The 24,677-nt window shown below is 68.2% G+C and carries 24 protein-coding genes, 1 tRNA gene and 1 other RNA gene; 11 read left to right on the top strand and 15 right to left on the bottom strand.

The window, feature by feature from the left end:
- Positions 1 to 352: 352 nt before the first annotated feature.
- The gene (locus EV653_RS24625) at positions 353 to 1,342 is read left to right on the top strand and encodes a helix-turn-helix domain-containing protein (protein ID WP_134106039.1); all 990 of its coding nucleotides are present in this window, start codon (positions 353 to 355) and stop codon (positions 1,340 to 1,342) included.
- A gap of 113 nt (positions 1,343 to 1,455) precedes the next feature.
- Here the strand turns inward: EV653_RS24625 and EV653_RS24630 are convergent, their stop codons facing one another.
- Together EV653_RS24630 and EV653_RS24635 are read right to left on the bottom strand one after the other, a co-directional pair.
- Positions 1,456 to 2,562 carry an aspartate-semialdehyde dehydrogenase gene (locus EV653_RS24630; RefSeq protein ID WP_202871808.1) on the bottom strand — a complete coding sequence of 369 codons (1,107 nt, stop codon included), beginning with the start codon at positions 2,560 to 2,562 and terminating at the stop codon, positions 1,456 to 1,458.
- Positions 2,559 to 3,827 carry an aspartate kinase gene (locus EV653_RS24635; RefSeq protein WP_134106040.1) on the bottom strand — a complete coding sequence of 423 codons (1,269 nt, stop codon included), beginning with the start codon at positions 3,825 to 3,827 and terminating at the stop codon, positions 2,559 to 2,561. The genes EV653_RS24630 and EV653_RS24635 overlap by 4 nt, the downstream gene beginning before the upstream one ends.
- Before the next feature lie 231 nt (positions 3,828 to 4,058).
- On the opposite strand from EV653_RS24635, the gene EV653_RS24640 reads away from it, so the two are divergent.
- The gene (locus tag EV653_RS24640; protein ID WP_134106041.1) at positions 4,059 to 4,382 is read left to right on the top strand and encodes an ArsR/SmtB family transcription factor; all 324 of its coding nucleotides are present in this window, start codon (positions 4,059 to 4,061) and stop codon (positions 4,380 to 4,382) included.
- Positions 4,383 to 4,443: 61 nt separating this feature from the next.
- On the top strand, positions 4,444 to 5,010 hold the full coding sequence (locus EV653_RS24645) for a dihydrofolate reductase family protein (RefSeq protein WP_166679542.1): 567 nt from the start codon (positions 4,444 to 4,446) through the stop codon (positions 5,008 to 5,010).
- Here EV653_RS24645 and EV653_RS24650 read toward each other — a convergent pair.
- Positions 4,893 to 6,104, bottom strand: coding sequence for an MFS transporter (locus EV653_RS24650; RefSeq protein ID WP_238160051.1), 1,212 nt, complete (start codon positions 6,102 to 6,104; stop codon positions 4,893 to 4,895). The two genes, EV653_RS24645 and EV653_RS24650, sit on opposite strands and share 118 nt — an antisense overlap.
- Before the next feature lie 88 nt (positions 6,105 to 6,192).
- Here EV653_RS24650 and dinB point away from each other — a divergent pair, with 88 nt between their 5' ends.
- Entirely contained in the window at positions 6,193 to 7,386 is a 1,194-nt protein-coding gene (dinB, locus tag EV653_RS24655; RefSeq protein ID WP_370358490.1) for a DNA polymerase IV, read from the top strand.
- Here dinB and EV653_RS24660 read toward each other — a convergent pair.
- The 8 genes from EV653_RS24660 to EV653_RS24695 form a co-directional block, all read right to left on the bottom strand.
- Positions 7,383 to 7,907 (bottom strand): GNAT family N-acetyltransferase, encoded by a 525-nt coding sequence (locus EV653_RS24660; RefSeq protein WP_134106045.1) that lies wholly within the window; start codon positions 7,905 to 7,907, stop codon positions 7,383 to 7,385. The two genes, dinB and EV653_RS24660, sit on opposite strands and share 4 nt — an antisense overlap.
- Positions 7,907 to 9,370, bottom strand: coding sequence for a serine/threonine-protein kinase (locus EV653_RS24665; RefSeq protein WP_134106046.1), 1,464 nt, complete (start codon positions 9,368 to 9,370; stop codon positions 7,907 to 7,909). The genes EV653_RS24660 and EV653_RS24665 overlap by 1 nt, the downstream gene beginning before the upstream one ends.
- 21 nt (positions 9,371 to 9,391) lie before the next feature.
- Positions 9,392 to 10,042: a hypothetical protein gene (locus EV653_RS24670; RefSeq protein ID WP_134106047.1), complete on the bottom strand. Its 651-nt coding sequence runs from the start codon at positions 10,040 to 10,042 to the stop codon at positions 9,392 to 9,394.
- A gap of 6 nt (positions 10,043 to 10,048) precedes the next feature.
- On the bottom strand, positions 10,049 to 10,693 hold the full coding sequence (locus EV653_RS24675) for a DUF5063 domain-containing protein (protein WP_134106048.1): 645 nt from the start codon (positions 10,691 to 10,693) through the stop codon (positions 10,049 to 10,051).
- Positions 10,686 to 11,285 (bottom strand): recombination mediator RecR, encoded by a 600-nt coding sequence (recR, locus tag EV653_RS24680; protein ID WP_134106049.1) that lies wholly within the window; start codon positions 11,283 to 11,285, stop codon positions 10,686 to 10,688. The genes EV653_RS24675 and recR overlap by 8 nt, the downstream gene beginning before the upstream one ends.
- A 1-nt stretch (position 11,286) precedes the next feature.
- Positions 11,287 to 11,862 carry a YbaB/EbfC family nucleoid-associated protein gene (locus EV653_RS42255; protein ID WP_238160052.1) on the bottom strand — a complete coding sequence of 192 codons (576 nt, stop codon included), beginning with the start codon at positions 11,860 to 11,862 and terminating at the stop codon, positions 11,287 to 11,289.
- A 261-nt stretch (positions 11,863 to 12,123) separates the two neighbouring features.
- Positions 12,124 to 15,129: a DNA polymerase III subunit gamma and tau gene (locus tag EV653_RS24690; RefSeq protein ID WP_134106050.1), complete on the bottom strand. Its 3,006-nt coding sequence runs from the start codon at positions 15,127 to 15,129 to the stop codon at positions 12,124 to 12,126.
- A complete protein-coding gene (locus EV653_RS24695) occupies positions 15,110 to 15,775 on the bottom strand; it encodes a uridine kinase (RefSeq protein WP_202871809.1) in 666 nt (221 codons plus the stop codon). Before EV653_RS24695 ends, EV653_RS24690 begins: the two co-directional genes overlap by 20 nt.
- A gap of 57 nt (positions 15,776 to 15,832) precedes the next feature.
- Between EV653_RS24695 and EV653_RS24700 the strand changes: the two genes are divergently transcribed.
- Positions 15,833 to 16,648: a nucleotidyltransferase domain-containing protein gene (locus EV653_RS24700; RefSeq protein WP_134106051.1), complete on the top strand. Its 816-nt coding sequence runs from the start codon at positions 15,833 to 15,835 to the stop codon at positions 16,646 to 16,648.
- A 76-nt stretch (positions 16,649 to 16,724) separates the two neighbouring features.
- Here the strand turns inward: EV653_RS24700 and EV653_RS24705 are convergent, their stop codons facing one another.
- Positions 16,725 to 18,350: a long-chain fatty acid--CoA ligase gene (locus tag EV653_RS24705; protein WP_166679543.1), complete on the bottom strand. Its 1,626-nt coding sequence runs from the start codon at positions 18,348 to 18,350 to the stop codon at positions 16,725 to 16,727.
- A gap of 164 nt (positions 18,351 to 18,514) precedes the next feature.
- Between EV653_RS24705 and EV653_RS24710 the strand changes: the two genes are divergently transcribed.
- Genes EV653_RS24710 through EV653_RS24720 form a run of 3 tightly spaced genes read left to right on the top strand, consistent with a single transcriptional unit; the run spans position 18,515 to position 20,281 of the window.
- Positions 18,515 to 18,991 carry a MarR family winged helix-turn-helix transcriptional regulator gene (locus EV653_RS24710; RefSeq protein WP_134106052.1) on the top strand — a complete coding sequence of 159 codons (477 nt, stop codon included), beginning with the start codon at positions 18,515 to 18,517 and terminating at the stop codon, positions 18,989 to 18,991.
- 2 nt (positions 18,992 to 18,993) lie between these two features.
- Entirely contained in the window at positions 18,994 to 19,392 is a 399-nt protein-coding gene (locus tag EV653_RS24715) for an SRPBCC family protein (protein ID WP_134106053.1), read from the top strand.
- 34 nt (positions 19,393 to 19,426) lie between these two features.
- Positions 19,427 to 20,281 carry an alpha/beta fold hydrolase gene (locus EV653_RS24720; protein ID WP_134106054.1) on the top strand — a complete coding sequence of 285 codons (855 nt, stop codon included), beginning with the start codon at positions 19,427 to 19,429 and terminating at the stop codon, positions 20,279 to 20,281.
- Here EV653_RS24720 and nadE read toward each other — a convergent pair.
- Together nadE and ffs are read right to left on the bottom strand one after the other, a co-directional pair.
- Complete coding sequence (nadE, locus tag EV653_RS24725) at positions 20,274 to 21,092, bottom strand: ammonia-dependent NAD(+) synthetase (protein WP_134106055.1); 819 nt, start codon at positions 21,090 to 21,092, stop codon at positions 20,274 to 20,276. The genes EV653_RS24720 and nadE overlap by 8 nt on opposite strands.
- A gap of 28 nt (positions 21,093 to 21,120) precedes the next feature.
- Positions 21,121 to 21,217: signal recognition particle sRNA small type (gene ffs / locus EV653_RS24730), an RNA gene on the bottom strand.
- Positions 21,218 to 21,323: 106 nt separating this feature from the next.
- Here ffs and EV653_RS24735 point away from each other — a divergent pair.
- A complete protein-coding gene (locus EV653_RS24735; protein WP_134106056.1) occupies positions 21,324 to 22,139 on the top strand; it encodes a TIGR03620 family F420-dependent LLM class oxidoreductase in 816 nt (271 codons plus the stop codon).
- On the opposite strand, the gene EV653_RS24740 is transcribed toward EV653_RS24735, so the two are convergent.
- Positions 22,116 to 22,640 carry a GNAT family N-acetyltransferase gene (locus EV653_RS24740; RefSeq protein WP_134106057.1) on the bottom strand — a complete coding sequence of 175 codons (525 nt, stop codon included), beginning with the start codon at positions 22,638 to 22,640 and terminating at the stop codon, positions 22,116 to 22,118. The two genes, EV653_RS24735 and EV653_RS24740, sit on opposite strands and share 24 nt — an antisense overlap.
- A gap of 81 nt (positions 22,641 to 22,721) precedes the next feature.
- Between EV653_RS24740 and EV653_RS24745 the strand changes: the two genes are divergently transcribed.
- Together EV653_RS24745 and EV653_RS24750 are read left to right on the top strand one after the other, a co-directional pair.
- Positions 22,722 to 22,809, top strand: a tRNA-Ser gene (locus EV653_RS24745).
- A 250-nt stretch (positions 22,810 to 23,059) separates the two neighbouring features.
- Entirely contained in the window at positions 23,060 to 24,676 is a 1,617-nt protein-coding gene (locus EV653_RS24750; RefSeq protein ID WP_166679544.1) for a purple acid phosphatase family protein, read from the top strand.
- The last annotated feature ends 1 nt before the right edge of the window (position 24,677 follow it).

A 24,677-nucleotide genomic window follows, 5' to 3' on the forward strand; every position in this document is an offset into this window, starting at 1 on the left:
CCCTTCAGCACAGCCGGTGATGGCACGGAAGTGCGAGGGCACCGATGCGCCGGGATCGAGACCCAACCGAAACAGGCTCCGCTGACGAGACAGCGAACAGAGGCCAGAATTGGAACAGCAGCCCGGCGGCGCTCAGGTGGTCCGTCGCCGGGCTGCTGGACCTCAATTCTCGCTCACAACTGCGCGGAAATGGTGGCCAGATGGTGACACGGCACAAGAATGTTGATTGGACAACAAATCTCGCTGGACGCATACACGTCGACACGGACCGTGCCGACGGCGCTGGACCGCCCCATCTACGCTTGAGGGACGGTAGCGGACGGTGACAGCACTGGGAAGGGAGGGGAGCAACGTGAGCACAACCGACACGGAGCGTGCCGGCCATCTGAAGGTGCTCGGGCTCAACGACGACGAGATCGAGGTCTACCAGCACCTGCTGCGGACCGGACCGTCGTCGATCACCGAACTGGACGACGCAGTCCCTGACCGGGAACACCCGATCGACTCCGTGCTGAGCGGACTCGTGCAGGCCGGTCTGGCCCGGCGGTCCGGCTCGGACCACTCCCGTTACCTGCCGGTGCCCCCGGACGCCGGTCTGGAGGCCCTGACGCTGCGCCGCGAGTCGGAGCTTAAGCAGGCCCGCATCGACGTCCTGAACGCGTACGACGAGTTCCGCCGGACTGTGCACAACGAGTCCACCACCCACTTGATCGAGGTGGTCACCGGCAGCGCGATCGTCGAGCGGATCCACCAGATCAAGGGCGGCGCACAGCGCGAGATCCTGGCCATCGACTCCCCGCCGTACTACATCGGCGGCCCCAACCAGGAGGAGATCGACCACCTGAAGCGTGGCGTCGCCTACCGGGTCGTGTATTCGCCGGAGTCCGTCGAGGTGCCGGGTTACCTGACCGAGAACATCCTTCCGTGCGTGGAGGCGGGCGAGCAGGCTCGCGTGCTGCCGGACGTACCGGCGAAGCTGACCATCATCGACGGGTCGATCGCCTACGTCTCGATGTCGGTCCGTGACACCGAGGTGAACCGTTCACTGCTGATCATCCGGCCCAGCAGCCTGCTGACCGCACTGATCGGGATGTTCGAGCTGTGCTGGCGCAATGCGCTGCCGTTGCACGCCTCGGTCGGCACCGAGGACGACCGCCTGGAGCCGATCGAACGCCGCCTCCTCGCCCTCCTGGCCACCGGCGCAGCCGACGACACCATCGCCCGCACCCTCGGAATCAGCCGCCGCACCTTCTTCCGCTACCTGGAACGCCTGATGAACCGCACCGGCGCCAGCACCCGCTTCCAACTAGCCCTCCACGCCGCCCGCGAAAACTGGCTCTAACCCCCAGCCGTCCCCATCTCAGGGGTCAACCCCGCAGTGTGTGGGTTGGCCCCCGAGATTCTGGCGGCCGAACCCACGAACTCAGGGGTTGACCCCTGAGACGTCGGCGCGGATCAGGAGGCGGCGGGGGTGAACTCCTTGGCCACGACCTCGGCGATCTGGGCCGTGTTGAGTGCGGCGCCCTTGCGGAGGTTGTCGCCGCAGACGAAGAGTTCCAAGGCGTTCGGGTCGTCGAGGGACTTGCGGATGCGCCCGACCCAGGTCGGGTCGGTGCCCACGACATCGGCCGGCGTCGGGAACTCACCCTCGGCCGGGTTGTCGAAGAGCAGTACGCCGGGAGCGTCCCGCAGTACCTCCCGGGCGCCGTCGGCGTCGACCTCCTGGACGAACCGCGCGTGCACCGACAACGAGTGCGTGGTGACGACCGGGACCCGCACGCACGTCGCGGACACCTTCAGGTCCGGCAGGCCGAGGATCTTGCGCGACTCGTTGCGGACCTTCAGCTCCTCCGACGACCAGCCGTCGTCCTTGAGCGAGCCGGCCCACGGCACGACGTTCAGCGCGAGCGGCGCGGGGAACGGGCCCAGATCGTTGCCCACAACCCGCCGTACGTCGCCCGGCGAGCTGCCCAGCTCACGGTTGCCGGCCACCTTCGTGAGCTGGTCGTACAGCGCGTCGATACCGGCCTGCCCGGCGCCCGACGCGGCCTGGTACGACGCGACGACGAGCTGCTCCAGCTCGTAGCGGTGGTGCAGCGCGCCCATCGCCACGATCATCGACAGCGTCGTGCAGTTCGGGTTGGAGATGATGCCCTTCGGCCGGTTGCGCGCCGCCTCGGCGTTCACCTCGGGGACCACAAGCGGGACGTCCGGGTCCATCCGGAACGCGCCCGAGTTGTCCACTACGACCGCACCCTTGGCCGCCACGATCGGCGCCCAGTGCGCGGACACTTCGTCCGGTACGTCGAACATCGCCACGTCGATCCCGTCGAAGGCGTCCTCGCTGATCGCGACGACCTCGACCTCCTCGCCGCGGACCTTCAGCCGCTTACCCGCGGAGCGCTCGGACGCGATCAGCCGGATCTCTCCCCAGACGTTCTCCCGGGTCGAGAGCAGGGTCAGCATTACCGACCCGACGGCTCCGGTCGCACCGACCACCGCCAGCGATGGCAGACCCGCCCGGTCCTCGATCGTGTTCTCCACAGCGCTCACAGGGGTCACCGTCCAGTTCCTCCGTACACGACAGCTTGGGTGTGCTCGTCGTCCAGATCGAATGCGGTGTGCGCCGCGGTCACGGCAGCATCCACCAGGTTCTCGTCCACGACCACCGAGATCCGGATCTCCGACGTGGAGATCATCTCGATGTTCACGCCTGCGTTGGCGAGCGCGGAGAAGAACTTCGCCGAAACGCCCGGGTGCGAGCGCATTCCGACACCGACGACCGAGACCTTGCCGATCTGGTCGTCGTACAGCAACTGCTCGTAGCCCACCTCGTCCTTGATCCGGGCGAGTGCGGACATCGCCCGGGCGCCGTCGACGCGGGGCAGCGTGAACGAGATGTCGGTGCGGTTGGTGGCAATCGCCGAGACGTTCTGCACGATCATGTCGATGTTGGTCTCGGCACCGGCGACCGTCTCGAAGATCCGGGCCGCCTCACCGGGCTTGTCCGGTACGCCGACGACCGTGATCTTGGCCTCGTTGCGGTCCTGGACCACGCCGGAGATTATCGCCTGTTCCATCTCATCCATTTCCTTGGCATCGACGACCCAGGTGCCTTCCTTCTGCGAGAAGGAGGAACGCACGTGGACGGGGACGTTGTAGCGCCGCGCGTACTCGACGCAGCGCAGGTGGAGCACCTTGGCGCCGCAGGCGGCCATCTCGAGCATCTCCTCGTAGGAGATCTTCGGAATGTGCTTGGCGGCCGGCACGATCCGCGGGTCCGCGGTGAAGATGCCGTCCACGTCGGTGTAGATCTCGCAGTAGTCCGCCTCGAGCGCGGCGGCCAGCGCCACCGCGGTGGTGTCGGAGGCGCCGCGGCCCATCGTGGTGATGTCCTTCGTGTCCTGGGCGACGCCCTGGAAACCGGCCACGATCGCGATGTGGCCCTCACCGAGGGCTCCCTCGATCCGGCCCGGCGTGATGTCGATGATGCGCGCGTTGCCGTGCGCGGACGTCGTGATCACACCGGCCTGCGAACCGGTGAAACTGCGTGCTTCGTAGCCCAGGTTGGCGATCGCCATCGCCAGCAGCGCGGCGGAGATCCGCTCACCCGAGGTGAGCAGCATGTCCAGCTCGCGCGGCGGGGGCAGCGGAGAGACCTGCTGGGCCAGGTCCATCAGCTCGTCGGTGGTGTCGCCCATGGCGGAGATCACCACTACGACGTCGTTCCCGGCCTTCTTTGTCGCGACGATCCGTTGGGCCACGCGCTTGATGCAATCGGCGTCGGCGACCGAAGAACCGCCGTACTTGTGTACGACGCGTCCCACAGTGTTTCTCCTCAAACCACTGGTTGCGGTACGCCGTGCGGCGTTGCACCAGGCGTAGTCTCGCGGTCATTCTAGCCGTGACCTGACCGTTGCCTACCGGCTGACCAGCACCCGGGCCGGCCCGTCCTGCAGATCACTGTCAGTACCGGAAGGTTCCCCGGGACCGGCCGTCGCCAACCGCAAACCGTCCGGTGACTTGTTCATATAAGTCATCACTGAAATACTTGTCCGGTGCACGCGTTCGACATTCTCGGCGATCCGGTCCGGCGGCGGATCCTTGAGCTGCTCGCCGACGGTGAGCTGCCGGCCGGCAGTATCGCCGGCACGATCGGCGCGGAGTTCGGCATCAGCCAGCCGGCCGTCTCGCAGCATCTGCGGGTACTGCGCGACAACGGCTTCGCGACCGTGACCGTCGACGGCACCCGGCGGCTGTACGCCGTCGACCCCGGCCCGCTGCGCGAGATCGACACCTGGCTCGACCGGTACCGCAAGTTCTGGATCAACCGGTTCGACGCCCTCGAGACCGAACTGCACCGCGGCCGCCGGAAGGACTGACAACCTTCGGCCCGGAGTTTGCATCTGGCTTGATATGCGGAACATCGTCGCGAGGCTGTGCATGTCCGAAGACGGGATCGTCGAACGGCCGGAGCAGTGGCTGCCCGAGCCCCGGCCGGCCCTCGGGGCGCTGGTCGCCGGAGCCGGTACCGTCCTGCTCGGCCGCAAGACCTTCGAGCGGTACGGCGGAACGCTGGCCGGCCTCGAGCACACCCGGAACCTGGTGGTCGGATCCCGTCCGGTGGTCGCCCGCCCCGGCACCGAACTGCTGCACGGCGACATCCGCCGCGTCCTCGCCGCCCTCAAGTCGGTGCCAGGCGACGACCTGCACGTGATCGGCAGTCTGTCGCTGATCCGCTCGCTGCTGAAGTGGCGACTGATCGACGAGGTCTCGCTGCTCATCCACCCCGTCGCCGCAGGCCGGGGCATGCTGCTGGATCGCCGTCCGCTCCGGCTGATCTCGATGTGCGCACGCGACGGCGGCGTACTCGAGGCGAACTACCGCGTGCGCTACGCCGCGACCGCCGTACCCTCAACAACACTTGTCTCGGCCGGCCGATGGGGCGGCACGCGGAGCAGGGACAGAGTCGCCAGTACGGCGAGGACGGCCGTGAGGACCCACGCGTAGCGGACGCCGAACGCCTCGACCACTGCACCGGCGACAGCGGAGCCGATCGCCGACCCAACCATGCCGCCGCTCTGCGTCCAGCCGAAGATCTCGGTGTGCGCAGCTCTGGGCGTCAGCGCGCCCACGCGCTCGTAGAGGGCCGCGACAGTCGGCGCGATCATGCAGCCCGTCGCGAACATCGCTATCGCGAGTGCGACAACGGACGACGTGGCGAAGATGCAGACCGTGACCAACGCGGAGAACACCAGCATGCGCCGCCACACTGCCGACGTACGGCCGCCGGGGAGCGCACCGTTGATCACGCCGCCGGTCACACTCCCCACCGCGGCCACAGTCTCGAGAATGCCTGCGATCAAACGGTTGCCGTGCTCATCGGCCACGGCGACCATGCCGAGCGACATCGACGCGAAGCCCATCACCAAACAGGCCCAGGCGAGCAGGATCGGCGTGCGGTGCGAATGGAAGATCAGCTGCCAGGCAGTAGGACGCGGTCCGGCTGCTTCGTCGTGCGGTACGTCGGTCCGCTGGTTCATCCCGAACCACCAGATCGCGGCGGCTGCTGTGATTGCGCACGCCAGCAGGCCGGCGCGCGGACTGGCGAAGCTGACCATCACCGCGCCAAGCATCGGGCCGAAGACGAACAGGAGCTCCTGCGCGGTGGCATCCAGCGAGTAGACGGCCCGTAGACGAGAGCCGTGCACAATGCGCGGCCAGTTGGCGCGGAGTGCAGAGGTGACCGGCGACACGAACACACCGGCCAGCACGGCGGCAATCGGGAGCAGTCGGTACCAGCTGTAGGGCATCAGGGCGAGCACTGCCATCCACAGCCCCCACGCCATCCCAGTGCCGATGACGACCTTCCGTGCTCCCTTGCGGTCCGCCATCCGCGACCAGACCACGCTGGCGACCGCAGTACCGACCGAGTAGGCGCCCGCGACCACTCCGGCCCAGCCGAAGTTGCCGGCGGCGTCCTTCGCCAGGAACGCGAGCGGGACCATCGTCGCCAGCACCGGCATCCGTGCGACCAGCGCCGAGGCCAGGAGCGCCACCACGCCGTGGGTCTTCCAGAGATCGCGGTACGCCGACAGGTCCATAAGCTGCATTCTTTCCTGACATCGTCGGTCACCGCCTCGGGAATTCTCCCTATCTCGTTTTGTCGGTGGTATATGCGAACATGTGTTCGTGTCCTTGGGTGGTGCGAACATCCTGCATGCCGATCTCGACGCGTTCTACGCGTCGGTCGAGCAGCGGGACGACCCGCGCCTGCGCGGCCGGCCGGTGATCGTCGGCGCGGGCGTGGTGCTGGCCTGCAGCTATGAGGCCAAGGCGTACGGCGTGCGTACGGCGATGAACGGCGGCCAGGCGCTGCGCCGCTGCCCCGGCGCGATCATCGTCGAGCCGCGCATGTCGGCGTACTCCGAGGCCAGCAAGGCTGTGTTCAAGGTCTTCGAGGACACGACGCCGCTGGTCGAGGGACTGTCGATCGACGAGGCGTTCCTGGATGTCGGCGGACTGCGGAAGATCCGCGGTACTCCGGTGGAGATCGCGCGACGGCTGCGGGCCGAGGTGCTGTCGCGCGTCGGGCTGCCGATCACGGTCGGGGTGGCGCGGACGAAGTTCCTGGCGAAGGTGGCGAGCGGGGTCGCGAAGCCCGACGGGCTGCTCGAGGTCGCGCCGGACCGGGAGCTGGAGTTCCTGCATCCGTTGGACGTTTCGCGGCTGTGGGGTGTTGGCGAGGTGACCGCGGAGAAGTTGCGCAGCCGTGGGCTCACCAAGGTCGGCGATGTCGCGGTCCTGCCGGAGGCAGCATTGGTCGCGATGCTCGGGCGGGCGTCCGGGCGGCATCTGCATGCTTTGGCGCACAACCGGGACCCGCGACCGATCGAGGTCGGGCGACGGCGCCGGTCGATCGGCTCGCAGCGGGCGCTGGGTCGGTCACCGAAGTCGCCGGCGACGCTCGACGCCGTGCTGGCCGGGTTGGTGGATCGAGTCAGCCGCCGGATGCGCAACGCGGGGCGCTCGGGGCGGACGGTCACCTTGCGGCTGCGCTTCGACGACTTCACCCGGGCGACCCGCTCACATACGTTGCCTCAGGCAACGGATCAGACGCGGGCGATCCTGATCACGGCCCGGGCGTTGCTCCGGGCGGCGCAGCCGCTGATCGCCGCGCAGGGCATCACGATGATCGGCATCTCCGTCGGCAACCTGGAGAACGAAGCGGCTCTGCAATTGGCGCTGCCGTTCGACAAGGCGGCGAACAACGAGCTCGACTCGGCGCTCGATCAGGTCAAGGACAAGTTCGGCACCGACGCGATCACTCGCGGCATCCTGCTCGGCAAACGGCAGGGGCTGGAGATGCCGATGCTGCCCGACTAGACGCCGCTGGGCTCGTCGGTGGCTGGCTTGTCCGAGCTGGGCTGGTCGGGCAGGCGGAGTTCGAGGACCAGTTCGTCGTGGAGGGGGATGTCGTACGCGCCCGTGGCGGGGATCGACGGTTTGAGTTTGCGGGACTCGTCGACTGCACCGGGCCTGACGTCGACGATGCGCATCCCTCTGCGTTGGTAGAAACGCAGGGCGTCGACGTTGTCGTTGGTCGTGATCAGCCAGAGCCGGTGGGCACCCGCCGCTTTTGCTGCTTCGGCGGCCGCGTTGAGAAGGGCTGTGCCTACGCCGAGGTGGGGCACCGGAGCGTCGAGCGTGACGACCTCCATCTCCTCATCCTGCAGGTTGTACGTGAGCAATCCGACGATCCGGTCGTCCTCCTCCGCCAGGATCGCCGGCAGCGTGGTGGCGTCGTACGCGACCCCGTGAGCGACCGCGATGTGGCTGCCCCACGACTGGATGAGGAGTTCGCTGATCGCGGCGCTGTCCGCGGCGGTGGCTGGTCTGGTCTTCATCAGTAGGAATTGTCGTGGATCCGGCCCGCGTACCAGTTGAGGGCAGCGCGGAGCTCGTTGACCTGGGTCTGGCGGCGGGCATGGGTAGCGCCGTGCGCGATCGGGTAGACGCGCAGGCCGCCGTGGTGGCGACGGTGGGAGATCGGCAGCTTGTTCGCGTACTGCGGTTCGAGCCAGGCGATCAGCCAGGGCCGTTTACTGTCGCCGCCGACGTGGAGCCGCGTCACACCGGACCAGGGGATGGTTGCTTCGCTGTAGGCGCGGTTGACCGTCAATCCCTGTGGAGACAGGCGAAGGACGACTTTTGGCCTGAGTACGAGGATCCAGTGGCGGATCGCGAAGTACAAGAAGGTGAGGGAGACCAAGCCGAGGAGCGTCGAGATGATCGGGTGCAGGACCTGCAGTTGCGGGTCGCGCGGAGCGAATGCCAGGCAGAGCAGCGTGGTGATCGCCGCGAACACCACCGGCCGGATCCGACTCGTCGCGAAACTCGCCCCAACCACGGCTGGCCCCGTCACACCACCCGGCGTCGGGCCGTCGGCGAACGCCCCAGCCGGCGGCGGAACGGGCGTGGGTAATACCGGCAATGCCCCTCCTACCGTTGGCGGCAGGACCCTTGTCGCAGGTGGCAGGACGATCGTGGGCGGATGGAGAAGGGCTGTTGGGACGGGCGGTCCGAGAAGCTGCAGGATCTCCATCGGTGTCGGCCGCTGCGCGGGATCGCGGGCGAGGCACCGGCGTACGACCTCGTGCAGCGGACCCGGGAGCGGTGGGATGTGTGGATGCTCGTGGACGATCCGGTGCAGCATCGACGCCGGGTTCCCGGTCGCGAACGGACCGCGCCCCGACGCCGCGAACACCAGGACCGCACTGAGCGCGAACAGGTCGCTCGCCGGCCCGATCCCGGTCCCGGTGATCTGCTCCGGCGAGAGGTAGCCCGGCGTACCGATCACCATCCCGGTCGCGGTCAGGCTCGCCTCCTCCAGCGCTCGCGCGATACCGAAGTCGATAACGCGCGGGCCGTTGTCGGTCAGGACGATGTTCGACGGCTTCAGGTCGCGATGCACGACACCGCTCGCGTGGATCGCCATCAACGCCTCGGCCAACCCGCTCGCGAGCGACTGCACGCCGGACGGCGACAACGGTCCGGACGTCTCGATCGCCTTCTGCAGCGTCGGTCCCGGCAGGTACTCCGTCGCGAGCCACGGGCGATCCGCGTCCGGATCGGCGTCGACGACCGCAGCGGTGAACGCGCCACTGACCTTCCGCGCAGCGTCGATCTCGCGCGCGAACCGCGCCCGGAATCCCGGGTCACCGGCGAGTTCGTCGCGAACCACCTTCACCGCGACCAGCCGCCCGCCCGGCGAACGAGCGAGGTAGACCGCACCCATCGCCCCACGGCCGAGCCGGCCCTGGATCGCGAACGATCCGACCACGGCCGGATCGTGTGGATGCGTTGTCATCGGGCGACACGCTAACGCGCTTCAGGACCGCGGGTAACCGATCTCGGCGATCCCTTCGGAGAGATCGCGCAATCGTCGCTGCCTGTTCAGCGAGGTGACGACGTACTCGGACAGCGGCATCAGCGCGTACACGTGCCGGATCGCGTCGAGGTCGAGCGCGACTTCGTAGTACTCCTCGGCGAACGTCAGGTACGCCTCGGGCCGGCAGTCCGCGACCAGTTCGAACAGCCAGTCGGCGCCGTCGCGGTGGGCGCTCTCCACCGGGCCGGAGCTCCAGACCGGGGCATCCGTCGTACGCCAGAAACACACGGTCGCGCGCGGCACGCCGTCGTCGCTGAACGCCTTCTCGTCTCGCGCGGCGTGGAAGACCTCAGGCACGCCATCGAGCAGGCCGGGCCAGGGCTTGTGCCCGTTCGCGTACGGCGACATCGGCGACTCGTGGTCGAACCCGTACGCGAATGCGCCGTCCGGCGAGAACACGATCGAGTACTCGTCACCCGACCCGTCCCGCATCAGCGCGGCTTCTTCGGTCTCGGACCAGCGCGCGTCGAACTCGTAGTACCTGGTGCTCTCGTCCTCGTTGAGCACCAGGTCGAGAACCGCCAACGCCCGGCTGACCCGCCGCACCGTGCCGACATCCGGCAACCGCCGGGTCAGCTCATGAACTGACACCTGTGTTCAGCGGCGCTGGACGGCCTCTTCGGCGACCTCGACGAGCTCGCGGTCGGTCGCCTCGGTCTCCGCGTCGTGCGCCGGCTCGAGCCGGTCGTGCGCGATCAGCGACTGGATGGCCCGAAGTACCGCGCTCGCGGCAGCACCCCAGGTGGAGACATACGAGAACTGCCACCACCAGAGCGCCTCGACGACCCGGCCGTCCTCGTAGTGCGCGAGGCCGTGCACCAGGTCGTTCGCGATCGCGGTGAGGTCGTCGGAGAGCCGGTTCACGGTGATCTCGGGCGGAGCGGCGTACGGGTCGAAGACCTCGGCGTACTCGTCCAGGCCCTCGAACAGCGCCGCCAGGCGGTCACGCATCGCATCGAGGTCCGGGTCCGGACCGGCGTCGCTCTCGAACCGCTCCTCCGGGACGAAGTCCTCGAACGCCCCGAGCCGGCCGCCGGCCAACAGCAGCTGGCTCACCTCGAGCAGCAGGTACGGCAGCGAGGCGAGGCCCTCGTCGACCCCGTCCTCGTCCGGCTGCGCGGCGATGTCGCGCACCGAGATCAGGAAGCTCCGGACCTGGTCGGCGATCTGTTCGGCGAACTCGGTGAGGTCCTCGGAGTCCGTGGCCAATGCGCGCTCTGCAATATCGGTTGGTTCAGTCATCGATTGATCGTCGCCCTTCAAACGCCCGTCCGAGTGTGACCTCGTCGGCATACTCGAGGTCACCGCCTACAGGAAGTCCACTAGCCAAACGGGTGACGCGCAACCCCATGGGCCGCAGCAGGCGGCTCAGGTAGGTGGCCGTCGCCTCACCCTCCAGGTTCGGATCGGTGGCCAGGATGATCTCGGTCACCTCACCGCTGGCCAGCCGTTGCATCAGTTCCTTGATCCGCAGTTCGTCCGGCCCGATCCCCTCGATCGGCGAGATCGCCCCGCCGAGCACGTGGTACCGGCCGCGGAACTCGCGGGTGCGCTCGATCGCGACCACGTCCTTGGCCTCTTCGACCACACAGATCAGACTCAGATCCCGGCGCGGGTCACGGCAGATCCGGCACTGCGCTTCCTCCGCGACATTGCCGCAGATCTCGCAGAACTTGACCCTCTCCTTGACCTGCACGAGCACATGCGCCAGCCGCCGTACGTCGGTCTCGTCGGCCGCGAGCAGGTGGAACGCGATCCGCTGCGCGGACTTCGGACCCACTCCGGGCAACCGCCCCAGCTCGTCGATGAGATCCTGAACGGCTCCCTCGTACACTTCAGCCCGGGTTCTGACCGGACGCGCCGGTCCCGCTGCCCGGGTTCACGAACCCGACGCCGCCACGAGTCTCGTCCTGCGCCTGGCCGCGGCTTTCGCCCGGGCCGCTCTCAGGGTCATCGCCTGCCCCTGGCTCGACCGCTGGGGGCGCGGACTCGACCGCCGGGGGCGCACTGGGCAGGCCGAAGCCTGCCGGCGCCGACTGCCCGGCCGGAGCGCCGCCGAAGCCGGGGATCCCGCCCTCGCCGCCGAACGCACCGCCCAGCCCACCGGCCAGCGGGCCCATCGCGGCAGCAGCGGCCTGCTTCGCGTTCTCGGACGCGTCGCGCACCGCGGCGACGACAAGGTCGGCCAGCGTCTCGGTGTCGTCGGGGTCGACGGCCTCCTTCTTGATGTTCAGGCTGAGCAGCTCGCCCGTGCCAGACACCAGGGCAGTCACCAGACCGCCACCGGCCGACCCCTCGATCTCCTGACCTTCGAGGTCTGCCTGCGCTTCCATCAGCTGGTTCTGCATCGCCTGCGCCTGCGCGAGCAGGTTGGACATGTCGAAGCCCCCAGCACCGCCACCGTCGAACACTGCGATCTCCTCGTCCGAACCGCTCTCCCGAGCCCCGAGCTTGCTTGATCCGGCCCCCGACACGCGTCCGACGACCGGAGACTCAACACTAGCCGGTCGCTCGGACAACCCCACGAACACCCAGAAACCGACCAGTCTCCCCAAACTTATCCACAGCCTTGTGGACATCTTTTCCCACAGGGTTGTGGATCATGTGGACACCCACCGCGCCGCTCTGGCGAGAGCTGTGGACGAGCCTGTGCGAGTGACTTTCAGCAGGACTCAGTTGGCTTCTTCGGTGATCATCTGGGCGCCAAGGGTCTCCCTCAGCAGTTCGGTATGCGTCCGCGGATCGTCATCCAGCACCACGTCGTCCTCGCCGATCGAGGCGGCCTCTTCCTCCGGCGTCAACGGCGCCTCAGGCACGACCGGGGCCCGCGCCGCAGCCCGAGCCTGCTCAGCCGCCACCGCAGCCTCCGCCGCCCGCCGCTTACTGGCCGCCTGCTCCCGCCGATCCACAGGCGCCGCCTGAGGCGTCACCGGAGCCCGCTGGTCGTCCCACGGATCCGACCCAGGAGGCACGTCCCACTCCGAATCAGGCGGCTCCCGCAACGCAACACTCCCCGCCGCGTCCGCCCACTCCCGACCCGCACCCGCCCCACCTGCCGCACCCGCGGCTGCTCCCGCCTCACCTGCCGCACGGGCACCCGCACCGGCACCGGCGGCTGCTCCCGCCCGACCCGCCGAACCGCGGCCATCAGCCCTGCCGAGGCCCGAGCCTCCACCGGCGCGACCAGCCGCCTCAACGCCGTCAGCGCCGCCCCCGGCGCTCCCGCGACCGGCCGGGGCCTCTGTCCCCGGACCACCTGGACCTGCACCAGCTGGCTCGGCCAACACCGATCCCGCACCACGTAAGTCAGATCCGTACGCATCCGACCCACTGACGCCCCGACCAGCCTCGCCCGGGCCGCCTGGACCGCCTGGACCGCCTGCGTCTGAGCCGCTCGCTCCAGAGCCCGCCATCCCGGCAGCCTCCAGCCCGCGTCCAGCACCCGCTGCATCCCCACCACCACCCGGCCCACCACCGGCCGGCACACCACCGGTCGCAGCGTCGGCGGCTCCCGCAGGTCCGCCCCCGGCACCACCACTCGACCCGCCCGCAGCACCGCCACCTGGCCCAGCCGGACCGCCACCGTGACCACCGGGCGCACCTCCACCGAATCCGCCTGGTGCACCGCCGCTGTGACCACCACTCGGTCGACCACCGGGACCACCGGCGCCTCCGGAACCACCGGGACCACCGGCGTTTCCGGAACCTGCGGCGCCTGGGTCGGTGGAGGGGTCGACGACGGCTTCGACTCGGCGGTCGATGCCGATGGTGTCGTTCATCGCCTGACGGAGGATCTCGTCACTCCCCGAACGCGCGAAGCTCTCCCGAGCCCCCGCGTTCACCAGCCCGAGCGTCAACGTCTGATCGTCGATCGCAATCACCTGCGCGTTCTGGCTCAGCATGATCCAGGCAAACCGCCGCTTGCTCTTCACAGCCTCCAAAACCTCAGGCCACAACCGCCGAATATCCGCCAGCCCAACAGCACCACCAGAACCCGCAGCCCCACCACCAGTAGCTACCTCACTGGCGGCGACGTCGCTAGCACCTACAGGGACGGCCGAGGACTCAGCTCCATCGCCCCATGCCCCCGTACGCCCACCGCCAGCTCCACCCGAAGAACCGCGCGCGCCGGCTGCCGACCGCGAGCTCGCAGATCCTGCCGATGGCGCCGCTGCGGGCGTCGGCGCTGCAGGGCCGGCATCACCTGCACCAGCTCGACCCGCGGGAACATCGTCGGCTGGGCCATCAGCAGACTCGGCCTGGGCCGGGCCCCCACCGCTTGCAGCAGCTCGCGCAGCCGCTCTGCTTGATGCGGCGTCTGCCCCGGGTACGCCGGAGTCGTCCGAGGCGCCGCCGGGCGCAACAGCACCCGGAGTACCGGCGCCCGATGGCTGTACCGCATTGGCAGCGCCGGATGCCGGCGGCTGGCCCGCAGGCGCGGTAGCTGGCTGTGCGCCACCCGGCGTGCCAGCTGGTGTTCCGATGTCCAGGCGGCGTTCCATGCGGTCCAGGCGGGCCTGGATGCCGTTGGTGGAGTCGTCGGCGCCGGGGAGGAGAACCTTGGCGCAGATCAGTTCGAGCTGGAGGCGGGGCGCGGTCGCGCCGCGCATTTCCAGCAGACCGGCGGCGACGATGTCCGCCGCGCGCGTCAGCTCGGCCGGACCGATCCCGGCCGCCTGCGTCTGCAGGCGCTCGCCCTGGTCCTCGGCTGCCTCGATCAGACCCGACACAACCGCGTTCGGTACGGCGGACAGCACGACCAGATCGCGCAATCGCCGCAGCAGATCCTCGGCGAATCGCTTCGGGTCCTGACCGGTCTCGATGACCTTCTCGATCGTCTCGAACACCGCCGCGCTGTCATGCGCCGCGAACCCGTCCACACACGCATCGAGCAGCGAATCGGGAGTGAAGCCGAGCAGCGCGACCGCCAGCTCGTACGTCACCCCTTCCGGCCCAGCTCCACCGATCAGCTGGTCCAACACACTCAGGGAGTCACGCACCGAGCCCGCACCGGCGCGCACAACGAGAGGCAGCGCGGCCGGCTCGATCGCCACGCCCTCGGACTCGCACAGCTTGGCCATATAGTCGGCCAGTACCTTCGGCGGCACCAGGCGGAACGGGTAGTGGTGCGTACGCGACCGGATCGTCCCGATGACCTTGTCCGGCTCGGTGGTGGCGAAGATGAACTTGAGGTGCGGCGGCGGCTCCTCGACCAGCTTCAGCAGAGCATTGAAGCCCTGCGTGGTCACCATGTGCGCCTCGTCGATGATGTAGATCTTGTAGCGGCTCTCGACCGGCGCGAAGAACGCACGCTCGCGGAGATCACGCGCATCGTCCACGCCACCGTGCGACGCCGCGTCGATCTCGATCACGTCGATGCTGCCGGGACCGCCGCGGGCCAGGTCGGTGCACGACTTGCACACCCCGCACGGCTCGGCGATCGGGCCCTTCTCACAGTTGATCGCGCGGGCGAGGATCCGCGCACTGGTGGTCTTTCCACACCCGCGCGGTCCGGAGAACAGGTAGGCGTGATTGACCCGGTTGTTGCTCAACGCGTTACGCAACGGCGCCGTGACATGATCCTGCCCGATCACCTCCGCGAACGTCTCCGGGCGGTACCGGCGATACAGCGCAAGGGGTGCTTCCACGCCCGCAACCCTAGCGCTGCCACCCGACATTTCCGTCGCCCGCGCTGCTCGGCCGGATCACCGGGCGGGATGGCTCTTCGTGGTCGATGACGATGGTCGCGGCCGCGGCCGGATCATGCTGAGCCTGGTACGCGCGCCAGCCTGGGACGAACTGCGTCTCGAACATGCTCCGCGCGGCGCTCTCCCCGCCATATTGATCGCGGTCGCGGAGCACCCCTCGCCGCAGCATCTCGTCAGGGCCGATGTGCAGATAGATACCGACATCCCAATACGGGCGAAGTCGTGCCTGCAAGAGAAACACTCCATCGACCAGCAGCACCGCGTCGTACGGCGCCCTTCCGCTCGTGCCGTCCGGGGCCCGATAGTTGCGATCGCCGCCCGGCCCCAGCGGAATCAGGCATCCGGCGATCAGTGCAGCCAGGTCGAAATTGTCGTCGAAGTAGCCCGCTGCCGGGACGCCCGGCGACTGGGGTCGCCGTTCGGCGGGGCGGATGTAGTCGTCGACGCTGACTCTGATCACGGGACGGATGCCGGACAGCGCATCTGCCAGCTCGTCGGCCAGCGTCGTCTTGCCGGCCGCATCCGGCCCGTCCACCGCAACCCGCACCGGCCGATCCCGGGAAATGCCGACGATCGACCCGACCAATCGCGTCAGAAGGGCCTGTCGAGTCGTCACCTCGCGACCGTAGGCCCCGGATCCCGGAAAACGCCAGGGACGACCTAGCGTGGAGCGATGTTGACTGGGGACGAGAGGCAGCAGGCTGTCATTGCACGAGCAGCGGACGTCCTACCCCGGGACGAGCGGGTGCTCGGGGTCTACCTGATCGGGAGCTATGCGACGGGCGCGGCCGACCAGTTCAGCGATGTCGACCTGCATCTCGTGGTGACGGACGACAGCCTGCAGTGGTTCGGAGAGCACTGGGACGACGTACTGCGGGAGCTGACCGGGCCGACCGTGTTGACGGACGAGGTCCCGGGCTTGATCGGCGGCCTCGGGATCACACCGGACTGGCTGCACGTGGATCTGTTCGTGCACCCGTTGGCGTCATTCGAACGGGATCAGTACGACGGCGTGCGCGTGCTGTTCGACCGGGACGGGACGCTGTTTCCGGATGGCGACATCGTCGCGAAGGGCGGTCAGCCCGGCGAACCGTACTGGCCGACGCCGAACGTCAACCTCTTCTTCTACTTCCTCGGGAACCTGGTCACGGTCCTCGGCCGCGACGAGCGAATCGTCGGCAACCAGGGCGTCGGCGCCCTTCGCGACCAACTCGTCGCGCTCATGCTGGCCGAACGCGGCGTACGCCGAACCACCGGAGCCAAGCGCCTCAACGCCCTACTCTCCGACGAGCAACGCGCCGCCCTCGAAGCCATCCCTGCAGCGGGCACCGATCCCGCCGACATCATCGCGGCGAATCAGTACATCTGCCGCCAGTTCATCACCCGCGGCACGGCCCTGGCCAAGCTGACCAACAACCCCTGGCCGGCGGAGTTCGTGGACGCGACCCTCACCCACCTTCGCAATCATTTCCAAGTGGACTTCGCCTGACCCGGGCAACTCCTGATGATTGCCGTGGGCATGCACCTCGCATGCCCACGGCAACCAACGTGAGTCCGGCACGGAGTCACTGCAGGTGATAGTTGGCGAACCTGGTGCGGAGGTCCTTCTTGGAGAACTTGCCGACCGAGGTCTTCGGGACCTCGTCGATGAACTCAACCGCGTCCGGGACCCACCACTTCGCGACGAGCGGACGGAGGTATTCGAGGATGTCCTCGCCGGTCACGGTCGCGCCCTCCTGGACGACGATGCACGCGAGCGGCCGCTCGACCCACTTGGGATGCGGCACCCCGATGACTGCGGCTTCTCGCACCGCAGGATGGGCCATCAGCAGGTTCTCCAGCTCGACCGAGCTGATCCACTCGCCACCGGACTTCACCAGGTCCTTCGTCCGGTCGACGATCCGCACTGAACCGTACTGGTCGATTGCGGCGACGTCGCCCGTCTTCATCCAGCCGTCCTCGGTGTTCAGCTGGGCGCCGTCGTCCGGCCGGTAGTACTCAGCGGCGATCCACGGGCCACGGACCTGCAGCTCGCCGGTGGCCTCGTCGTCCCAAGGCAGCGCCTCGATCGAACCGGGCTCGACGATGCGCACCTCGACCCCGGGCAGCGGCAGACCGGCCCGGGCGCGAAGGTGGGCCTGCTCCTCCTCGGGAAGATCAGTGCTTCTCGAGGGAACATGGGAGGCGGTCGCGACCGGACTGGTCTCCGTCATCCCCCACGCCTGCAGAATCGGCCGGCCGAGCTTCTCCCGGAACGCCTCCGACAGCGCAAGGGGCACGGCGGAGCCGCCGCACGGGATGCGTCGTAGCTTCGGCAAGTCGACGCCGTCGAGCAACGGCAACAGCCCCTGCCAGATCGTCGGCACCCCGGCCGAGAGCGTGACCTCCTGCTCCTGGAGCAGCTTGAGGATCCCCGCCGGGGTCATGTCCGGCCCTGGGAACACCAGCGACGCGCCCGCCATCGGCGCGGCGTGCGCGAGACCCCACGCGTTCGCGTGGAACATCGGCACGACCGGCATCACCGTGTCCGTCTCGGCCAGCCCGATCCCGGCGTTCGTCAGTACGCCGATCGAGTGCAGCCAGGTGGACCGATGCGAATAGACCACGCCCTTCGGATGCCCCGTCGTACCGCTCGTGTAGCACATGGCGGCGGCCTGGTTCTCGTCCTCGACGTGGAACTCGACCGGCTCCGCCGCGGCCAGCAGCTCCTCGTAGTCGTGGAACCGCGGGTCGTCCGGAACCTCCGCACCCGGCGCCCCAGGCGGCAGGTCGTCCATCACGACCACGTGCCGGAGCTCCGGGAGCCGCTCGAGCAGCGGCAGGAACAACCCGAGCAGCGAGCGGTCGACGAACACGACCTCGTCCTCGGCGTGATTCGCGATGTAGACGATCTGGTCCGGGAAGAGCCTGATGTTGAGCGTGTGCAGCACCCGCCCGGTGCAGGGCGCGGCGAAGTACAGCTCGAGGTGGCGCCCTGAGTTCCACGCGAACGTCCCGACGCGGCCATCGGCGGTGATCCCGAGCGTGTCCAGGACGCCGCCCAGTCGTCTGGTCCGCCCCGCCCACTCGGCGTACGTCATCTTGGTAGGCGCCGGACCGCCGGTATAGACCGTCTTGTCCGGGTAGAACTGCTCGGCCCGGCGGAAGATCGTGTCCAGGGACAGTTGGTAATTCTGCATCAGACCCTTCATGCAGACACTGTGCCAGCCAGCACGTCGCCTTGGCCATGACCTCAACCGGACTTTCTCCGGCACTCTTCCGGAACCCGTCGCCTCAGGCAACAGTTACCGACCGATTCCGGAAGACTCGCTGACCGATAGATGACATGACATACGTGTCGTGTAATGTATTAGCCATGAAGGTTGTCGAGGAGCTTCGCTATCTCGTGCTGGCGATCCAGCGCGAGGGCAATCGGCTGCTCGCCGCCGAGCTGCGCCCGCTGGGCATAACGCCTTCCCAGGCAGAGGTTCTGCGCGTCCTCCGGGACCACGGTCCGCTCACACTCAATGCTCTCGGCGGGCTGCTCGTCTGCGAAACGGGCAACAGCCCGAGCCGTCTTGTCGATCGCCTCGTCGCCCAAGGACTGGTGAAACGCGGCATCGACAAGGTCGACCGGCGTTACCTCACGCTCAGCCTCACCACGCAGGGACGGGCCCTGCACCGCCGCATCGTCACCGCCGAAAACCGGCTGCACCGCACCATGAACGACCTCGTCGCCGGACAGGCCCTCGACGAGACCATCAGCACGCTCCGCACGCTCGCCGACGCCTTCCCGGCCGGCGCGGCCCTGGCCCGTCGCCGGCATCCCGAACTCGCCACTCAGGAGAACTAGTCATGGAACAGGCCACCGAAGTCATCCACGCCGGTCCCGCGGCGATCCGGCACGTCCTGCTCGACGCGCTCGCGCTCCCGGAGTGGAACGAGGCGTTCCTGGCCATCGACGGACCTGCCGAGGCGGAGCCCGGCAGCAGCTATGCGCTGCGGGTCCGGCCGGGGTTCGCCGGCGAGCTGCAGTACACAGTGGTCGAGCCGGACCGGATCGAGATCAGCTGGCAGGTGCCCGGGTTCCGCGAGGTCGGGACGTGGACGATCGGTCCGGACAGCCGCGTCACCCACACGTTCGAGCAGTCCGGTCCGCTGGCGACGGTTCTGCGTCCGGCGTACCGGAACATCGCCACGATCCGGCTGGCCCGCCTCGCCAACCGCGTCCGACAGTTCAGTCACGCTGCCTGACGACGCGACCCGCTGCCGCCGTACGCTCCCTGCCATGCTCATGGAGATCCGTGGCACCAGGCTGCACGTCGTCCAGCGCGGAGCAGAGGACGCGCCGCCACTGCTGTTCATTCACGGAGGTCCCGGCGCGGGCTCGTACGACTTTCTGGCATTCCAGGGCGATCGCCTAGGCCAGAGTTTCCGGCTGATCGCGGTCGACCAGCGCGGCGTACAGCAGTCCGACCCCCTGACCGGACCGGTGAGCGAGCACGACCTGATCGCCGACTTCGAGGCACTCCGCGAGAAGCTCGGGGTCGAGCAGTGGTCGATCCTCGGCCACTCGTACGGCGGGCGCCTGGCGCTGCGGTACGCCGTCCCTCACCCGGACGCCGTGACCAAGGTCGTCTTCGAGAACCCCGGCTGGGACATGGTCCTCGCCAGCGACACTCTCCTCCGCGCAGCGCTTCCGCTGCTCCCTGGCGTGGCAGCCCCGCCGCCCCACACTGGTCCGGCAACGAAGGCCATGTGGGACGAACGGATCGCAGTGCTCGCTCAGCTCGGCGATCGCAGGATGGAGATCTACACCGGACCGGACTCCCGGGACCTCCAGCTGCCGGCGGACACCGAGATCTCCGGCGAGTACCACTCGCGCTCCGGCCACTTCCACGACCAGATCACCAGGTCGGCCAGCTTCGGCGAACCAGTCCTGCAGTACTTCGCTCAGCTCACCCAGCCGGCTCTACTGATCAAGGGCGGGTACGACCCCGCCACCAGCGAGCAGGAGATCGAGCTGTTCCGCTCCGACGTACCGAACGGCACCTATTACTACGCGGCCAGGGCCGGCCACTTCGCGCACGCCGAGCAGCCGGACCTCTACGCCGAGCTGGTGACGGAGTTCCTGCTCAGCTGAAGGCGAGCGGCACTGCGCGCTTGTGAGCGGTACGGCGGTGCGTAGCGATGATCGTGCGCGCCACCTTCTCGTCGACGTCGAGTCCCTCGAGGAAGTCGTCGATCTCGTCGTACGTGACGCCCAGCACGGCCTCGTCCGGTACGCCGGGGTTGTTCGTCTCCAGGTCGGCCGTCGGCACCTTGCCAGTGGTCTCCGGGTCCGCACCGAGCCGCTCGCCGACCGCGCGGACGCGGCGCTTGTTCAGACCGGACAGAGGGGTCAGGTCGCAGGCGCCATCGCCGTACTTGGTGAAGAAGCCCATCACCGCCTCCGCCGCGTGGTCCGTCCCGATGACGAGTGCGCCACGGGCACCGGCCACGACGTACTGCGCGACCATGCGCTGGCGTGCCTTGATGTTGCCGACGTGGAAGTCCTCACGGTCGCCGAGCCCGGCGTGCCGGACCGACTCGACCATGGCGTCGGTGGCCGGCTTGATGTTCACGTCCAGCGTCTCGTCCGGCTTGATGAACTGCAGCGCGCGCTGCGCGTCCGCCTCGTCGGCCTGCACGCCGTACGGCAGCCGCATCGCGATGAACGTCGCCTGACCGCCCTCGGACCTGATCCGCTCGACCGCGAGCTGCCCGAGGCGCCCTCCGACGGCGGAGTCGACGCCACCGCTGATGGCGAGCACGTAGCCCGTCGCGCCGGTCGTCCGGAGCCGGTCGGCCAGGAACTCCACCCGCTGCTCGATCTCGGTGTCCACGTCGAACTTCGCGGGTACGCCGAGCTCGGCGATGATCAGTTCCTGCAGGTAACGGCTCTCGGGATTCATCGGACTCCTCACGACGCCAGGCCCCGGACATAAGGATTCCCCGCGCACCCGGAAGAGCTCACTTACCCTTGCTGCCTTCCGGCCCTGGGGGGTTTGGGCGAGATACCGCCACGCGGGGAACCAGCCATGAGTGTACGGGATCCCTCGCGCGAACCGGGAATCGGACTCCACCGCACACGCTCTGAGCGAACAGCCTGGCCGTCCGACCCGATCCGGGCTCACTCTGGCTGAGTGACGGATCATCAATTCGGCCCGTTCGGGATCACGACCGGGCTTGACAGCAGTGCTGAGTCGATCGCCGCGGCGCAGGCGGCGGAGCAGCTCGGGTATCCGGCGATCTGGCTGTCCGGCGGTCCGCTGCCCGGGCTGCAGACCATCACAGATCTGGTCGGAGCGACGACGGCGATCAAGTTCGTCAGCGGGATCCTGGGGGTGTCGAAGTACAGCGCGGCCGACGTGAGTACGACGTACGCCGCGCTCGAAGCGACTGCGCCAGGGCGGTTCACCGCTGGTCTCGGCGGAGCGCACGGTCCCAAGCCGATCGCGACGCTCACCGCGTACCTGGACGAGCTGGACGTACCTGTGGAGCGTCGAGTGCTCGCTGCGCTCGGTCCGAAGATGCTGGCGTTGGCCGGCGAGCGGACTGCCGGGGCGTACCCGTTCCTGATCGGTCCGGCGTACTCCGCGGAGGCGCGGAAGGTTCTGGGCCCCGACAAGCTCCTGGCCGTCAGCCACCTCGTCGTACTCGAAACGGACCCGGACCGGGCGCGGGCGATCGCTCGGGACACGATCAGCTTCTTCACGCGCATCCCCGGGTACATCGCGTCGTTCAAGCGGCAGGGGTTCGACGAGAATGATCAGGCTGAGCTGCCCGACCACATGGTCGACGCGCTGGCGGCGTGGGGCAGTCCGGCCGACATCAAGGCCAAGGTGAGCGAGCACCTGGACGCCGGGGCAGACCACGTCGCAGTCAACGTCATCACTGGGGAGACAGGTCCGCAGCCGATCGAGCAGTGGCGGACGCTAGCTCCCACTCTGCTCGGGTAGCGGCTTCTCGTAGAGGCGGGCGATCGACTCGAGCTTGTCGTACCGGTACGGGCGCTCCTCACCGGTCGGCTCAAACCCCTGCCGCAGCCAGAACCCCGTGGCGACCTGCGCGTTGCTGTCCACGACAGCGAGGCGCAGGGTGCGGATCTCGGGCCAGGTGGTCGCCACGTACCGCTCGACGAGGCTGTACGTCGTACTGCCGTGGCCGAGGCCCTGGTGTTTGGCGTGGACCTCCAAGAGGCCGATGAAGGCAGTGTGGTCGTTCGGGAAGCCCCGGAGCAGGTCAACAACCGCAACCAGCTGGTCCGCCGCGAAGGCCCCCAGGACGATCTTCGACTCCTCCGCGAGGTCCTCTGGGCGCATCATCAGCAAGCTCTGGGCGCCCGCCGGACCCGGCGGGTAGCCGGTAATCCGCTCTGTGTACCCAGGATCGGACTCAATCAGCTCCTGCAACGCGTCCACGTCTGCCGGCCCGACAGGCCGCAGTACCAGCTCGTCCATGCGCCCGACCCTAGACGAGCGGCTCCGAGGTCCACGCCCCGATTTCGGATTCCCCCGTCCCCTTCGGTATCCTCTCCGCTTGGAGGATTCGCCTAGAGGCCTAGGGCGCACGCTTGGAAAGCGTGTTGGGGGCAACCCCTCACGAGTTCGAATCTCGTATCCTCCGCCACCTCAGAGGGCCGGATCACGACCGTGGTCCGGCCTTTTTGCGTTCGCCCGCCGCACCCGGCCGTCGTGAGTCGCCGTCCGTTGTGCTGACTGCCATCTGACGTTCATCCGCGTCCCGCCGCGCCGGTCGTCCGTGGTTCCTAGCGTCCGTCAGTGTGCGCACCACTGGCCTGCCGCAGACCGCTGTCAGGTTCGAACCGCTGCTCTCCGGTTGGTGTTCGGCCGCACCCGACGACGCGAAAGGCCCCGGAATGTCCGAAGCACCCAAGCAAACTCGAATCTCTCGCCGCAACGCGCTCGGCGTCTTCGGCGCGTCTGTGTCCGGCGCCGCCGCCGGGCCACTGATCCTCGGCGCCGGAACCGCCGAGGCGGTCCCGGCGAAGTCCGAGGTCACCGGGCTCACCACCGGCTCGACCACCACGCCCGTCCAGGGCCTGCACCTGACCTTCGGCGCGGACCCGCGCCACCAGATGGTCGTCTCGTGGGTCACCGACGCAGCCGTCAAGAAGCCGCGCGTCGTCTACGGCACGCTGAGTGGAGGCTTCGGCTCCACAGTGCACGCGACAACGAAGACCTACATGGACGGCACCTCTGGGCGGACCGTCTGGGTCCATCACGCGCTGATCGACAAGCTCAGGGCGGATACCGACTACCTGTACGCAGCGCAGCACGACGGCTCCACCCCCGACGCCGGCACCTTCCACACGGCGCCGTCCGGCAGGGCTCCGTTCACATTCACCAGTTTCGGCGACCAGGGTTCGCCGAGTGTGACGTGGAAGACCGGAGCGAACCCGGCCGACGCCTCGGGCCGGGACTTCGAGCCCAACGCCACACCCGCCTCTGCCGACATCGTCACCGGTATCGAGAAGGTCGGCCCGCTGTTCCACCTCCTCAACGGTGACCTCTGCTACGCCAATACCGGCCCCGACCGCATCCGCGTTTGGCACGACTTCCTCGCCAACAACAGCCGCTCGGCGCGATTCCGTCCGTGGATGCCGTGCGCGGGTAACCACGAGATCGAGTCGGGTAACGGCAAGCTCGGTCTCGACGCATACCAGACCTACTTCGAGCTGCCCTCGACCGAGAACCAGCCGGAGCTCGACAACCTCTGGTACTCCTTCACGGTTGGCTCGGTGAAGGTGATAGCCCTGCAGAACGACGACATCGCCCTTCAGGAGGGCGGCGATATCTACATCAACGGCTATTCCGGCGGTCGGCAGCTCGCCTGGCTGGAGCGGGAGCTCAAGTCGGCGCGGGCTTCGAAGGACATCGACTGGATTGTGGTCTGTATGCACCAGGTGATGATCAGCTCCGCGACCGCCGCGAACGGCGCCGACGTCGCACTGCGCGCGGCGTACGGACCGCTGTTCGACAAGTACGGCGTCGACCTGGTGGTCTGTGGCCACGAGCACGACTACGAGCGCTCATTGGCGGTGCGTGGCGTCGTCCCCGGCAGCGTCACCCTGACGCCGAACCCGAGTCAGACCGCGCTCGACGTGATCGACAGCGCGCACGGCACGACACACATGGTCCTCGGTGGTGGCGGCGTGTCCGGCATCACCAACAACAGCTTCACCACCGACGACGCCGACGGTCACGGGCATCACTCGGCACTGGTCCAGATGGAGCACCTCGGTAAGTTCAACTCGCGCAAAGAGAAGGAGACCGCGGTCTGGATCGGCGTCCGCGACGCGGAGCATCCGTACGGCTTCGCCGAGTTCAGCGTCGACCCGGGCCGTCACCCCGGTGACATGACCCGCATCTACGTCACCTACTACAACATCATCACGCCCACCGGCGAGCTGTCGGTTTTCGAGAAGTTCACGCTCCAACGCCGCCGTAGCGACGGCGGCAACGGGCGGCACTGAC

It is taken from the genome of Kribbella pratensis (genome assembly GCF_004365355.1).
In the GTDB taxonomy this organism is placed as follows: Bacteria; Actinomycetota; Actinomycetes; order Propionibacteriales; family Kribbellaceae; genus Kribbella.